The following is a 13,212-nucleotide window of genomic DNA, read 5'->3' on the forward strand; positions in this document are numbered from 1 at the left end:
ATTCTTAGATGGGAATATAAAGTGGATTCCTACACTTATCTCGGCCCCGAGGGCACCTTCACCGAAGCTGCCCTGCTCCAGGTGCCCGGGGCAGTCCAGGCGCGGCGAGTGCCCTCAAGTAGTGCCGTCGCCGCATTGGCAATGGTGCGCAGCGGGGAGGTTGACGCCGCCATGCTGCCGATTGAAAACTCAATCGAGGGCGGCGTTTCTGCGACCCTAGACGCCATTGCTACTGGCCAGGAGCTGAGGATCATCCGGGAAGCCATTGTGCCAGTGAGCTTCGTGCTGGCTGTGCGGCCCGGTGTTGAGTTTTCTGGAGTGAGCCGCATCGGTACTCACCCACATGCCTGGGCGCAGACTCGTGGCTGGGTTGATCTAAACATTCCGAAAGCAGAATATGTCCCGGCGACCTCCACTGCTGCTGCCGCCCACGAACTGCTCAATGACAAGCCGGCCTATCAGGCCGCGATCTGTGCCAAGCTCGTCGCACAGCGACTTGGCTTGGATGTTCTGGCAGAGGGGATTGAAGACAATACCGGCGCGGTGACCAGGTTTGTCTTGGTCTCTCGCCCCGGGGTACTGCCAGCTGCCACCGGTTCGGATAAGACCACGGTCGCCATTCCGCTGCCGCAGGACCGGCCCGGCGCGCTGATGGAAATTCTGGATCAGTTCGCCACCAGAGGGGTGAATCTGAGTCGGATTGAATCACGGCCCACCGGTCAGTTCCTCGGCCATTACTTCTTCAGCATCGATGCCGAGGGCCACCTTGCCGATGCTCGAATGGCTGATGCGCTCCGCGCGCTACACCGAATTAGTCCGCAACTACGCTTCATGGGCTCTTATCCGAGGGCCGATGCGCAATACCCGCAAGTTCCGGCGCACACCACTGATCGGGCTTTTGATGCCGCCCAGCGTTGGCTTGCCGATTTGCTCACCCCGGGGGAGACCCCGGAACAATGAGTTCTATAGTTTTAGCCATATGATGTGCTGCAAGTAAGTAATCATGCGAGCTAAGACCAGTGACGAACAGAGATAGACAGCGGAGGAATCATGACTGACAGCAATAACGACGGAACCATCGTCAACCCGGGTGCGGTCTACGATCCCGAACTCGATTACGACCAAGTGGGGGATGTCGCCGACGAGGCCAACGATCTGCGATTCAACGAAGAGGAAGTTCTCATTCGTGAGCAGGCGCAGGCTGAAGACGAGCCTACCGAGGGCTAGCCGTGGCGCTCAGCTCGCTCATCGCTTCGGCCAAGGCGGCTCGTCGTAAACTGTTGCGCATTGACGATTACGATCGGCTGATCCGCCGCGGCATGAAAGTTGGCAGCGATGTGGACATCCAGCACGGAGTTGTTTTCGATTTCAGTCACTGCTGGCTGATCGACATCGAAGATTCGGTGACCATCGCGCCTTTCGCCTATCTTTTAGCCCACGACGCCAGCACTAAGCGAGCACTGGGTTACACCGTGATCGGACGGGTTCGGATTTGCCGAGGAGCCTTTATTGGTGCGCGTGCGGTGATCATGCCCGGGGTGACGGTAGGCGAAGGAGCCGTAGTAGCGGCTGGCAGCGTGGTCACCAAGGATGTACCGGCTGGAGCCATAGTTGGCGGCAACCCGGCCAAGGTGATCGGTTCAACCGAAGAGCAATTGGCCCGGCATGCTGAGTTAATGAAACAGCGTCCAAACTTCGACGTCTCCTGGACTGAGCATGGCGGTATTGACGCCGGTATGAAAGAAGAAATGCGTTCCCGGCTTGCCGACGGAAAGGGATATCTGGTTTGAACTGCTTGTCGCCAGTTTGTCGAGCTTGCGGCGTGCCGGTTAGCTGTTGACTCGAATCAGCAATGCCCGCGGCTCCACTGCCACAGTGACTTTGGTGGCTTTGCCAGCGGGATCGCCATCGAGCTGAGTTTCTTGTGGCGCGGCCGCCTTGAGCACCACCTTCTGAGAGCGATAGAAATCTATCACCGGCAGGTTTCGGCGATGTTGAAAGAGAATTTTCACTCCCATTGCTGCCCAGCCCAAGGCGCTTCGCGGACTCATCACCACCACGTCGAGCACTCCGTCATCGATCAACGCTCCCGGGATGAAGTCAATGCCTCCCGGCAACAGCCCGCAATTGGCAAACAGTACCGAACGCACCTTGCGCTGCTGTGCAGGCTCATCATCGAGCGCGATACTCACTTTTTTCCGGCGCCCGGGCAGGTGCCGGACGCCGGCTTCGCTGTAGGCGAGCCAACCCAAGGACTTCTTCAGATCGTCATTGGTATCGCCGACCACTTCGGCGTCCAAGCCAATTCCGGCAATAACCAGGAAAGTATGGCTTGAGTGCGCCCCAGAGACCGAATTCTCAATTTCCATCACCGCTGTGTCGATCAGCCTCTGCTGACCAAAGAGTGCGGTATGCACATTGCCGTCGAGGTCATTGACGTCCAGGCTCAGATTGCGGGCTAGTAAATTGCCGGTACCTAATGGCAAAAGACCCATCGCCACCCCGGTGTTCTTGAGCACCTCGGCGGCGACCCTGACGGTGCCGTCCCCGCCGCCAACTAAGACCAGATCGGCGCCCCACTCCAGGGCTTGTCTGGTTTGCGAGTATCCGGGGTCATCGACTGTGGTCTCAAGAAAAAGCGGTTCCGGCCAGGAAGCGAGCGCTACTGCGGCACGAATCCGGGTAGCGGCGGTCTCGGCCTGCGCTTTGACCGGATTAATGATCACCGCTACCTTTTGCGGTCCGGTAGGACTTGCCTGGAGTTCCTCGCTGACTGCGCTCCTGGTGTGCTTCTGACGTAACTTTCGAACGCCCCGCCAGCTGAGCAGAACTACTATGGCGGCCACCAGCACAATCAGCAGAATCCAAAGCCAGAGGTCCATAGTGCACCAGCTTATCGCCCTCCATCGTCTCGCAGGCTCGAGGTGGGGGCGCTGCGATAGTCTTAGTCAGTGATTGACGTTAAAGACCTCACCGAGAATCCTGAAAAGTATCGGGCCAGCCAACGTGCGCGCGGGGCCGACGAGTCGCAGGTGGATAAAATCATCTCCGCGGCCGCTAGCAGGAAGAATGCAATCACTTCTTATGAGTCCTTGCGGGCCGAGCAGAATTCCTTTGGCAAGCTGGTGGCGGCAGCCAAAGGCGAGGAAAAGCAAGCACTGCTGGCACAAGTCAAAGACTTGGCTGCCAAGGTGAAGCAGGCCTCGGCAACCGCCGAAGCGGCTCAGCTTGAGCAAGAAGAGTTGTTGCGCGCCTTTCCTAATCTCATCATCGAGGGAATTCCAGCCGGCGGTGAGGATGAGTTCGTGGTGCTCAAGACAGTTGGTGAACCGCGTGATTTCGCTGCTGAAGGGTTCGCGCCGCGCGACCATCTGGAACTCGGCGAACTGCTCGGCGGCATCGATATGGAGCGCGGTGCAAAAGTCTCCGGTGCCCGCTTCGCTTTTCTCAAGGGCCAGGTTGCCCGGTTGGAAATCGCGCTGATGAACATGGGTCTGGATCAGGCCCTGAGCTACGGATTCATTCCGATGATCACCCCTACTTTGGTGCGTCCAGAGACGATGGCCGGTACCGGTTTCGACGTGAAGCACGATGATGAGATCTACCGCCTGGAAAAAGACGATCTCTACCTGGTGGGCACCTCTGAGGTGGCCCTAGCCGGGTATCACAGTGACGAGATTCTCGACCTCAGCGCCGGCCCGATCCGCTACGCTGGCTGGTCGTCTTGCTACCGCCGGGAGGCCGGTTCGGCAGGCAAGGACACTCGTGGCATCATCCGAGTCCACCAGTTCAACAAACTAGAGATGTTCAGCTATGTGCCGCTCGAAGAGGCCGAAGCCGAGCATGCGCGTCTGCTGGCTTGGGAAGAGGAGATGCTGGCCAAGCTCGATATTTCTTACCGGGTGATAGACACTGCGGCCGGCGATCTAGGAAACTCAGCTGCGCGGAAATTTGATTGTGAGGCTTGGGTGCCTAGCCAGGGCAAATTCCGCGAATTGACTTCGACCTCGAACTGCACGAGCTACCAGGCTCGGCGGCTGAATATTCGGGAGCGGATACCCGGTGAGGAGTCAAAGGGGACCAGGGCGGTGGCCACCCTGAACGGTACCTTGGCAACTGATCGCTGGATTGTTGCGATCTTAGAGAATCACCAGAATGCTGACGGTTCAGTCAACGTTCCGGAGGCTTTGCAGCCCTACTTGGGTGGTCTGCAGAAGTTCGAACTGGTGTAGCACGCTGCCCGGAAGGTAAACATTCACAGTGTGGATTGCTTGTGAATATTCACCTTCCGTTCACCGCCTACGGTGCCGCCGTGCTGGCCGCTATCACTGGAATCTGCTTCACTGGAGTCATGACATTACAGACTGAATATTCAGTCTCTGGCATCGACGACCAGAGAGAAACGAAGCAGAAAATGGTCGCTCTTGATGTGGACGGCACTCTTATCGATCACAATGGGGCGATGAGCGATGCGGTGCGCGAGGCCGCCCGAGGCGTAGTGGCGGCTGGTCATCAGGTGATCATTGCCACCGGCCGATCACTTGGAGCGACCCTGCCAGTGATCCGCCAAATTGGCTTAGAGAGCGGCTATGGGGTTTGTTGTAATGGCGCCGTGACACTCCGGCTGGACCCTTCCCTTCCGGAGGGGCATCAAGTGATCCGCCGGGAAATCTTCTCACCTCGCTCCGCACTGGTGGCGCTGAGCGGGAAGCTGCCGGAAGCGATGTATGCGCTTGAGAACGTCGACGGCGAGTTTCTTTCCACGCACAGCTTTCAGGATGCTAGTTTCGGCATCGAGGCGCGCAGCGTGAGCTTCAACGAACTGCTCGATATGGAAGCGGTTCGGGTGGTGGTGCATAGCGCTGAGATCCCACTTGAGGAGTTTGAGCAGGCCATCGCCAGTGTTGGCCTGCAAGGCGTGGCCTATTCTGTTGGCTGGTCGTCCTGGCTGGATATCGCGGCCGCCGGGGTGACCAAAGCAACCGCTCTCGAACAGTTACGGGCCGAACTCAGGTTGCCCAAGGCGTCGACCATCGCGGTGGGTGACGGTTTCAATGATCTTCAGATGCTCGCTTGGGCTGGTCGAGGAGTCGCGATGGGGCAGGCCCCGCTTGAGGTCCAGCAGGCAGCTGATGAGGTGACCGGGTCGATTTACCAGGATGGCGCGGCGAAGGTTTTGCGAAGCCTCGTTTAGCGTTCGCTAATACTCACATGCCAGCGATTGTCCTTGGGGTTCCCTGAACTTCCGCCGCCCAGAGCGCCAACCACGATAATAATCGAGAACACCAGAATTCCTACGGTGCGCACGAAGGAAACCCAACCGGAACGCCAGAAGCCTGGGCGTCCGCCATCGGAGAGCTTGACCACCCGAGTGCCGCAGATTACGCACCCCAGGCTCCGTTTGCCGGGCAGGATGAAGCCGTAAAGCCAGGAAATGACGATCCAGGCCAGGACTGCCAACGTAATGGATAGCCCAATATTGGTCTTTGGTAGCACTGCGAAGACAATAGCGGCCAGGGCCAGCACCAGAAGGAAGTCAATCAGCCAAGCACCAAAGTACGCCTTCCCCGGGGCGCGTAAGGCTCTGCTGCCATTTTTGAATTCGACGTATAGATTGTTCTGACTGCTGTTCTGACTGCTGTTCTGACTGCTGTTCTGACTGCTAGTTATGACGATCTCCGATGATTAGCTGGTGGGGAAAATGACTCGGTTCGCTGCCTCAACAGCTGTCGAACGAGAAACCTTGGCCAAGCTCAGTTCGGCCGCACCATCCTTCTCCGCCGAGGTCAGTCCGAATAGTTCGGTGGAAGTGGTGTAAATCGTATAGTGCCGGAAGGAGTCTTCGGCGGCGCTAATGCCAGCAATTACGGTCACGCCGCGGGCGTCCGCCAGGACGGTCGGCGCAGCAGCTTCAAATTCTGCCTCACTGTAGGTTTGCGGTTCTCCGTCTTCGGACTCCAGGTCTGCCGCGTCGGCCAGCTGCAGCAGATGATCACCGAACTCTGCGGCCGGAACCACGGTGAAGGTATGAGTGCCTGCCGAATCAACCAATTCCTCAAGCACCTGATCCTGGTGCAGATAACCGTAGAGCCACGCTTTATCGTCGGATTTCGTCAGTTCGGCGCTGATGATTCGTTCTCCGGTACGGCGCAGTGTCATCACGCCGACGATATTGTCAGTTGCGCCCAATGCGCTGGGCAAGGTTTCCCCTTCACTCACCAGCGGAAAAGCGAAGCCCTTGGTCAGCAGCGTGCGGAGAGCAACATTACAGACCAGTTCCTTCTGATCTTGGTGCTCGGCGAGCCAGGGGAGTTCTACGAATTGCTCTCGTTCAAGACCGTCGAGCGCAACGATTTCCTCATCGGTGAGCGTCGGTAGGTTGTCGCTCTCGGGGCTGCTCAGGGTAATTACCGCCTGGGCACAGTCCAAGTCATGCTGGGTCCAGGTGATTTCCGCAGCTTGTTCGGTCATCCGAAGAGGCCCCCTAGCGCCTTAATGGGATTCTTCACGACGTTTGCCACGCCGCTGGCAACATTTTTGATGCCCTTACCCACGTCACTGGCTACATTAGCAACGCCATGGCCAATGTCGCTAGCAACGTTCGCTACGCCTCTGCCGATATTGCTGGCCGTGTTACCAATCCAACGTCCAGCGGCTTTGCCCCATTCGCTGTCCGCGATCATATTACCGAGTGCCCAGGCTCCCGCCACCACGCCTGCTCCCACGACGATGCCGATACCCACCGGATTAGTCAGCAAACCGGCAGCCATTAGGAGCGAACCGCCGCCAGCGATAACGCTCAAACCACCGGCCACCCGGTCGCCGCCGCCACGCCAACCCTCGTGTTCCGGACTGATCATGTCGTGGATGCCGCCGAAGATAGCCAGCGGAGCGCCGACCACGCCAGCGATGCGGGCGAATTTTCCGAACTTACTAGCGGCTATGAATTCATCTGAAAGGCTGCCGAGATTGCCTGCCCCAGCCAAGACAGATTTACCGGCTGCCAATGCTTCGGCACCTTTGGTAATACCGCCTGCGGTGCGCAGGAAGGTGTTGAGGTCCTTCAGTTTCAATCCGAGCCCAATCGCTGTCGAGCCCCAACCGACGATGCCCATCACTTTACTGATCAGGCCGCCGCCGTCACTACCGCCGTTGGGGCCTCCGGTGCCGCCGCCCCCGCCGTCGACCGCGCTCGCCTTCTCTTGTTCATCTGCGTTGCGGTTCAAGGTTTTCGCGACATCGAGCAGAGAGTCTGCGGTGTTATTGAGTAGCGGGTGCTGGGAGGAGTTCCAGCGCTGCCGGAAATGGCCGGCGTCGGGACCGTTCCAGCCTCGACCAGAGTTAATGGTGGCAGTGAGGGTATTACCCTGATCGCGGATAATGCCTGCAGCATTGGAAACTTGTTTGGCGAAGTCACGCAGTTCTTGCGGATTCGCTCCGATGAAGCCTTCCATGGCACCCTTCTTCGTCGTCGACGGCGCACAACTCGCGGTGCCGCACTCTGTCAAAAATGCTAACCCTCAGCGCGGGGGTTGACCATGGGGAGGTCTCCCCACCGGGAGTTTGAGTCGGCTTAGTCTGCGCCTGCGCCTGCGGCTGAGCCGATTCCGCCTCCGGCTGCGCCTGCGCCTGCGGCTGAGCCGATTCCGCCTCCGGCTGCGCCTGCGCCTGCGGCTGAGCCGATTCCGCCTCCGGCTGCGCCTGCGCCTGCGGCTGAGCCGATTCCGCCTCCGGCTGCGCCTGCGCCTGCGGCTGAGCCGATTCCGCCTCCGGCTGCGCCTGCGCCTGCGGCTGAGCCGATTCCGCCTCCGGCTGCGCCTGCGCCTGCGGCTGAGCCGATTCCGCCTCCGGCTGCGCCTGCGCCTGCGGCTGAGCCGATTCCGCCTCCGGCTGCGCCTGCGCCTGCGGCTGAGCCGATTCCGCCTCCGGCTGCGCCTGCGCCTGCGGCTGAGCCGATTCCGCCTCCGGCTGCGCCTGCGCCTGCGGCTGAGCCGATTCCGCCTCCGGCTGCGCCTGCGCCTGCGGCTGAGCCGATTCCGCCTCCGGCTGCGCCTGCGCCTGCGGCTGAGCCGATTCCGCCTCCGGCTGCGCCTGCGCCTGCGGCTGAGCCGATTCCGCCTCCGGCTGCGCCTGCGCCTGCGGCTGAGCCGATTCCGCCTCCGGCTGCGCCTGCGCCTGCGGCTGAGCCGATTCCGCCTCCGGCTGCGCCTGCGCCTGCGGCTGAGCCGATTCCGCCTCCGGCTGCGCCTGCGCCTGCGGCTGAGCCGATTCCGCCTCCGGCTGCGCCTGCGCCTGCGGCTGAGCCGATTCCGCCTCCGGCTGCGCCTGCGCCTGCGGCTGAGCCGATTCCGCCTCCGGCTGCGCCTGCGCCTGCGGCTGAGCCGATTCCGCCTCCGGCTGCGCCTGCGCCTGCGGCTGAGCCGATTCCGCCTCCGGCTGCGCCTGCGCCTGCGGCTGAGCCGATTCCGCCTCCGGCGTCTACCGAACTAGTCTTCTCTTGCTCAGCTGCATTGCGGTTTAACGTTTTAGCCACATCGAGCAGGGAATCGGCAGTGCTATTCAGCAAAGGATGTTGTGAGGAATTCCAGTGTTGTCGGAACTGGTTAGCATCCGGGCCTTTCCAGCCCTGGGGGGAATTAATGGCTGCGGTGAGAATATTGCCCTGCTCACGGATGCTACTCGCAGTCTTGGAAACCTGCTGAGCGAAATCGCGAAGCTCTTGCGGGTTTGCTCCAATGAAGCCTTCCATGGTTCCCCCTGCTGGTGATTAGCGGCTTGTCGGATACAACTCCGCATACTGCCAAAATGCTAGCCGCCGACGATGCTACTGGCTATGGGCAGAACTCCCCGTTGCTAGCGTCCGGGCAAGCCGCAGGCAAAACCCGTTAAAAAAGTTGCCCGGATGATCAAGAAAGCATCATCCGGGCAACTGATTGAGTTTGATTACTTAGCCGTGATCGGCATAGCGCTTAATCGAAGCCTCAAGCTCGGCTTCGGCGGCCGCCTTATCAGCCCAGCCCTCAGCTTTAACCCATTTGCCGGGTTCCAGGTCTTTATAGCGAGTGAAGAAGTGCTCGATTTCTTTCACCAGGAACTCGTCGACATCGGCCAGTTCCTGAATGTGGTTGTAACGCACGTCGTCGACCACGCAAAGCACCTTGGCGTCTCCACCGCCGTCATCGGTCATATTAAAGACCGCAATCGGACGTGCTTCAACTATCACTCCGGGGTAAAGATCATATTCCTGCATGAGCACCAGGGCATCCAGCGGGTCACCGTCTTCGCCCAGGGTGTTATCGAAGAAACCGTAGTGGGTGGGGTATTGCATCGAGGTGAAAAGCACCCGATCCAGGCGAACTCGACCAGTTTCGTGGTCTACTTCGTACTTGACCCGCGAGCCGCGGGGGATTTCAATCGTCACATCATGCTTCATGAAGGCTCCTTGAGTGGAATCTAAGAACAACTGCGAACTACCGTTCCGTTTAGTATTGAGGATACAAGTCTTCGTGAAGCCCTGAAAAACTAACGCAACTGGAGAAGCATCGGATGAGTCGAACCGCCCGCCTGTCCCGGGCCGTCTTGCTCACCCTCGTATTGGCGGCACTTGCGATTCCAGTAGGCATCAATACGGTGCCAGCTTTTGTAGTGCCGCCTGACGCTCAGGCCGAGCAAAGCCCGCCAGCGGCACAGCGACCGCCACAGAAACTCAGCCCGCTAGGGGTGATCAGCAATCTGAGCAAGGACGCGCCGCTGCCGACTACTAGCCAGCTTGCCGTCCTGCTGGACGCAAGTCTCGGTGCGCCGATTGGCAGTATGACCGGTCAGGTGGTTGACGGTATCAGCGGTCAAACTCTTTACGATCGTCAGTCCGAGCGGCCGGTGATCCCTGGCTCCAATCTGAAGTTACTGACCGCGCTGAGTGTCTTGAAAAACATTGATTCCACTAAGCGATTCAGCACGCGGGTGCTGGCCGGGGCAGAGCCTAATCAGATTGTTTTGCAGGCTGGCGGAGACGTGCTGCTAGGCAGCGGCGCATCAACACCTGAGGAAATCAATGGGCATGCGGGGCTACAGACCTTGGCGCAGCTCACTGCAAAAGCTCTGGGTAAAGTCTCCACCCCGGTCAGTGTAATTATCGATGACTCGCTTTTCAGCGGGCCAGCGCTGAGCCCGGAATGGCAGCCAGAGGACGTCGCGGCCGGTGAGATTGCGCCGATCTACCCGATAGCACTCAACTCGGCGCAGCCCGAGAGCAAAGCGAGTGCCGGTAGACCGCAGGATGCTGCCTTAGCTGCTGGCCAAGCATTTGTTGCGGCGCTGGCTAAGCAGGGGGTCGCGGTCAGCAGCGAGGTTGATAGACCACAGGCTGGCCAATCAACTAACAAGGGTGCTGAGCTGGCCAAGGTCGAGTCCGCAACGATTGCTGAGCAGGTTAATTACATGTTGGCGAACTCCGATAATTACCTGGCTGAGGTACTGGCCAGGCTGGCCGCCGTGCAGCAAGGCAAAGCAGGCGATTTCACCGAGGCGACAGCCCTGACAACCGCCACCATCGGGGCCCTCGGTATCGCCACCGATGGTTTGGTGCTGGCTGATAGCTCCGGGCTGGCGATTCGAGATCGAGTGAGTGCAGCGCAACTCACTCAAGCCGTCAGGGCAATGACGTCGAGTGATAACCCGGTCTTACATGCTGCCTTGGGCGGCCTGCCAATTGGCGGTTTGACCGGTACGCTGAGTCAGCGCTTCAACGACCCCGCCACCGCGGACGGGGCTGGGCTAGTGCGGGCAAAGACGGGCACCTTGAACACGGTGCTGACGCTCTCGGGTTATGTTGTCGACCGCGACGGACGATTGCTGGTGTTCTCGTTTATGGCCAATGACCTCAGCAACGGCCCGGCTAGCGTGCGCCCGATACTTGATAAGTCAGCGGCAATTCTGGCTGGCTGTGGCTGCCGCTGAGCCTAAATCTGGCCGAGAGCAGAATCTGTGCCGGTTCGTAGGCTTCTGTGATGTGATGGCTCTATGAGCACACTGATTAATTGGGAACTAGCCGCGACGACGGCGGCCAAGCTGACTCCGGCTGGCCCGAACCTGAGCGGACTGGAGATCAGCGATGCGGTAGCTGACTTGCGAAGAATGGCTGATAAGTCGGTGCCCTACGTTCATCAGATCACTGGTCTGGACGCAGCAGCTGACCTTCGGGATTCGCAGGTTCTCATCGTTGATAGAGCCTCCTGGGCCAAGGCGAACACTCAGGGCTTTTCGGTGATGCTGGCCTCCACCCTGGCACGGGTGGAGGAGAGAGCCAAGGCGCAAAAAGCTTTGAACCCAATGGCACGCACGGTGAGCGGCACGGTGACGGGTGCGCAACTCGGCGGTATTCTCGCTTTTCTTTCCTCCAAAGTATTGGGGCAGTACGATCCCTTTGCTGCCTTGGTCAGTAATTCCACGGTGCCCGCCGCTGGGCGGTTGCTCTTGGTGGCCCCGAATATTATTTCAGTGGAGCGCGAGCTTGGCGTCGATCCGGCGGATTTCAGACTCTGGGTCTGCTTGCATGAACAAACTCACAGAGTCCAGTTCGCGGCAGCCCCTTGGCTGCGCGACCACATGCTGAGCGAGGTGGATAAGCTCAGCGGATTATTGCTGGGAAATATTGATTCCTTGGGAGACCGTCTGGGCGCAGCGATGAAAAGCTTGCCTGGCTCAGCGAAGTCGAATGATTCTTCCCGCGGCGGACTACTGGATTTACTGCAAGATCCGCAAGAAAAAGCGGCCTTATCGCATTTGACCGCGGTGATGAGTCTCCTAGAGGGGCATGCCAATGTGGTGATGGATGCGGTCGATGCCTCGATTGTGCCAACCGTGAAAACCATTCGCCAGCGCTTTAATTCGCGAGGTAAGGACCGGGGTGCGATTGAAAAGTTCATTCGGAACCTGCTCGGTCTGAACGCCAAAATGCGGCAGTACACCGACGGTGCGAAGTTTGTGCGTGCCGTGGTGGATCAGGTCGGGATGCCGGGCTTTAACCGAGTTTGGCAGTCTGCCGAAAATCTTCCCACCGAAGATGAGATTCATCAGCCAGAGCTATGGGTAGCCAGGATGGGGATCTAAAGATGCCAACGGAGGGCTTCTCCGTTTCGCCCTCTCGCCGCCGCTTGCGCCCGCTGATCGCTAAGGCTCGGACGCTGGTGAGCCAGGAAATAGCTGATTTACGTTCTGATGACCTGGTGCTGATTGCTTGCAGTGGTGGCCCCGATTCACTTGCCCTCGCCTCAGTAGCCGCGTTCTTCGCTCGACGCGGCACGGTCCGGGTGGGTGCGGTGGTCGTGGATCATGGCCTGCAGCAAGGTAGCGCTGACATTGCAAAGCGCACCGCTGCGATCCTGCAGAGCCTCGGGCTGAGCCCGGTAGAAGTCCGCGCCGTGCAAGTTTTCGAAGGGCAGGGACCTGAAGCAGCTGCGCGGACAGCCCGATACGCTGCGTTAGAGGCCGCCGCCGATCAGCACGGGGCCGCAATGGTGATGCTCGGGCACACCCTAGACGATCAGGCTGAGCAGGTGCTGCTCGGCTTGGCGCGTGGTTCTGGAACCCGTTCACTGGCCGGTATGCCGGCACGTCGACAGGGTTCTTCCGGAGTCCAATACGCCCGGCCCTTTCTTAGCTTGCGACGGGCCGAAACTGTGGAAATTTGTCAGCTGGAGGAGCTCAGGCCCTGGTTGGATCCGACGAATCAAGATCCACAGTTTGCCCGTTCCCGGGCTCGCTATCGAGTGCTCCCGGTCATGGAGGCAGAGTTAGGCCCGGGAATCGCCGAGTCGCTGGCCCGATCAGCTCGCATTCTGTCCCAGGATGCGGATTATCTGGATGAACTTGCACAGCGCGCCTACCGCGACTTGGTGGAATTCTCCCCGAACCGCGATGAGCTTCTCTTAGCGGAGGAAGCGCTGCGCCAGCTGGCTCCGGCAATCCGGCAGCGAGTTTTGGCGCTCGCGGTGACCGAGATGGCAGGATCCCAGCCCAGTTTTGAACGACTGCTGGCTGCCGAGGCCTTGTTGAATCGAAGGGGCTCCGCCGGGCCGGTGCAGCTTTCCGGTGGTGTTAGCGTTTATCGGCTTTCCCGGGCTGTGCTGGCGCAGGATTCAAAGCAGCCCGCTAAATATGGGAAGCTAGTGGTGAGACGCGACAGTTAGCCGCACCCTAATCATTCAACTC

The 13,212-nt window shown here is 59.6% G+C and carries 14 protein-coding genes; 9 read left to right on the forward strand and 5 right to left on the reverse strand.

Going from position 1 to position 13,212, the window contains the following annotated elements; all coding sequences use genetic code 11:
* Positions 1-21: 21 nt before the first annotated feature.
* From pheA to UM93_RS18075, 3 genes are all read left to right on the forward strand, one after another.
* Complete coding sequence (gene pheA, locus UM93_RS14120) at positions 22-960, forward strand: prephenate dehydratase (protein WP_045076179.1); 939 nt, start codon at positions 22-24, stop codon at positions 958-960.
* A gap of 90 nt (positions 961-1,050) precedes the next feature.
* Entirely contained in the window at positions 1,051-1,227 is a 177-nt protein-coding gene (locus UM93_RS17850; protein ID WP_199921759.1) for a hypothetical protein, read from the forward strand.
* A gap of 92 nt (positions 1,228-1,319) precedes the next feature.
* Positions 1,320-1,790 (forward strand): acyltransferase, encoded by a 471-nt coding sequence (locus UM93_RS18075; RefSeq protein ID WP_157874233.1) that lies wholly within the window; start codon positions 1,320-1,322, stop codon positions 1,788-1,790.
* Positions 1,791-1,829: 39 nt separating this feature from the next.
* Here the strand turns inward: UM93_RS18075 and UM93_RS14130 are convergent, their stop codons facing one another.
* Positions 1,830-2,882, reverse strand: a complete 1,053-nt coding sequence (locus tag UM93_RS14130; protein WP_045076180.1) for a diacylglycerol/lipid kinase family protein — start codon at positions 2,880-2,882, stop codon at positions 1,830-1,832.
* 69 nt (positions 2,883-2,951) lie between these two features.
* Here UM93_RS14130 and serS point away from each other — a divergent pair, with 69 nt between their 5' ends.
* On the forward strand, positions 2,952-4,232 hold the full coding sequence (gene serS / locus UM93_RS14135) for a serine--tRNA ligase (protein ID WP_045076181.1): 1,281 nt from the start codon (positions 2,952-2,954) through the stop codon (positions 4,230-4,232).
* A 119-nt stretch (positions 4,233-4,351) separates the two neighbouring features.
* Complete coding sequence (locus tag UM93_RS14140) at positions 4,352-5,194, forward strand: HAD family hydrolase (RefSeq protein WP_045077506.1); 843 nt, start codon at positions 4,352-4,354, stop codon at positions 5,192-5,194.
* Here the strand turns inward: UM93_RS14140 and UM93_RS14145 are convergent.
* From UM93_RS14145 to UM93_RS14155, 3 genes are read right to left on the reverse strand one after another with little or no spacing between them, the layout of a single operon-like run.
* On the reverse strand, positions 5,191-5,676 hold the full coding sequence (locus UM93_RS14145; protein WP_082057170.1) for an RDD family protein: 486 nt from the start codon (positions 5,674-5,676) through the stop codon (positions 5,191-5,193). The genes UM93_RS14140 and UM93_RS14145 overlap by 4 nt on opposite strands.
* 9 nt (positions 5,677-5,685) lie before the next feature.
* Complete coding sequence (locus UM93_RS14150) at positions 5,686-6,471, reverse strand: hypothetical protein (protein ID WP_052663811.1); 786 nt, start codon at positions 6,469-6,471, stop codon at positions 5,686-5,688.
* The gene (locus tag UM93_RS14155) at positions 6,468-7,454 is read right to left on the reverse strand and encodes a WXG100 family type VII secretion target (protein ID WP_045076184.1); all 987 of its coding nucleotides are present in this window, start codon (positions 7,452-7,454) and stop codon (positions 6,468-6,470) included. Before UM93_RS14155 ends, UM93_RS14150 begins: the two co-directional genes overlap by 4 nt.
* A 109-nt stretch (positions 7,455-7,563) precedes the next feature.
* Between UM93_RS14155 and UM93_RS17965 the strand changes: the two genes are divergently transcribed.
* The gene (locus UM93_RS17965) at positions 7,564-8,490 is read left to right on the forward strand and encodes a hypothetical protein (RefSeq protein ID WP_157874157.1); all 927 of its coding nucleotides are present in this window, start codon (positions 7,564-7,566) and stop codon (positions 8,488-8,490) included.
* 457 nt (positions 8,491-8,947) lie between these two features.
* Here UM93_RS17965 and UM93_RS14165 read toward each other — a convergent pair whose 3' ends face one another.
* The gene (locus UM93_RS14165) at positions 8,948-9,433 is read right to left on the reverse strand and encodes an inorganic diphosphatase (RefSeq protein WP_045076185.1); all 486 of its coding nucleotides are present in this window, start codon (positions 9,431-9,433) and stop codon (positions 8,948-8,950) included.
* Positions 9,434-9,546: 113 nt separating this feature from the next.
* Between UM93_RS14165 and dacB the strand changes: the two genes are divergently transcribed.
* The 3 genes from dacB (at position 9,547) to tilS (ending at position 13,190) form a co-directional block, all read left to right on the forward strand.
* Complete coding sequence (gene dacB / locus UM93_RS14170) at positions 9,547-10,959, forward strand: D-alanyl-D-alanine carboxypeptidase/D-alanyl-D-alanine endopeptidase (protein WP_045076186.1); 1,413 nt, start codon at positions 9,547-9,549, stop codon at positions 10,957-10,959.
* 63 nt (positions 10,960-11,022) lie between these two features.
* Positions 11,023-12,111, forward strand: coding sequence for a zinc-dependent metalloprotease (locus UM93_RS14175; RefSeq protein WP_045076187.1), 1,089 nt, complete (start codon positions 11,023-11,025; stop codon positions 12,109-12,111).
* A gap of 2 nt (positions 12,112-12,113) precedes the next feature.
* The gene (gene tilS, locus UM93_RS14180) at positions 12,114-13,190 is read left to right on the forward strand and encodes a tRNA lysidine(34) synthetase TilS (RefSeq protein WP_052663813.1); all 1,077 of its coding nucleotides are present in this window, start codon (positions 12,114-12,116) and stop codon (positions 13,188-13,190) included.
* Positions 13,191-13,212 lie beyond the last annotated feature (22 nt).

Source organism: Psychromicrobium lacuslunae (genome assembly GCF_000950575.1).
GTDB classification, from domain to species: domain Bacteria; phylum Actinomycetota; class Actinomycetes; order Actinomycetales; family Micrococcaceae; genus Renibacterium; species Renibacterium lacuslunae.

Excerpts from the sequence above, each read along its gene's own strand:
- UM93_RS17850 (WP_199921759.1), top strand. The coding sequence starts at position 1,051 with ATGACTGACAGCAATAACGACGGAACCATCGTCAACCCGGGTGCGGTC.
- UM93_RS18075 (WP_157874233.1), top strand. The coding sequence starts at position 1,320 with ATGAAAGTTGGCAGCGATGTGGACATCCAGCACGGAGTTGTTTTCGAT.
- UM93_RS14130 (WP_045076180.1), bottom strand. The coding sequence starts at position 2,882 with ATGGACCTCTGGCTTTGGATTCTGCTGATTGTGCTGGTGGCCGCCATA.
- UM93_RS14140 (WP_045077506.1), top strand. The coding sequence starts at position 4,352 with ATGACATTACAGACTGAATATTCAGTCTCTGGCATCGACGACCAGAGA.
- UM93_RS14150 (WP_052663811.1), bottom strand. The coding sequence starts at position 6,471 with ATGACCGAACAAGCTGCGGAAATCACCTGGACCCAGCATGACTTGGAC.
- UM93_RS14155 (WP_045076184.1), bottom strand. The coding sequence starts at position 7,454 with ATGGAAGGCTTCATCGGAGCGAATCCGCAAGAACTGCGTGACTTCGCC.
- UM93_RS14165 (WP_045076185.1), bottom strand. The coding sequence starts at position 9,433 with ATGAAGCATGATGTGACGATTGAAATCCCCCGCGGCTCGCGGGTCAAG.
- dacB (WP_045076186.1), top strand. The coding sequence starts at position 9,547 with ATGAGTCGAACCGCCCGCCTGTCCCGGGCCGTCTTGCTCACCCTCGTA.
- UM93_RS14175 (WP_045076187.1), top strand. The coding sequence starts at position 11,023 with ATGAGCACACTGATTAATTGGGAACTAGCCGCGACGACGGCGGCCAAG.
- tilS (WP_052663813.1), top strand. The coding sequence starts at position 12,114 with ATGCCAACGGAGGGCTTCTCCGTTTCGCCCTCTCGCCGCCGCTTGCGC.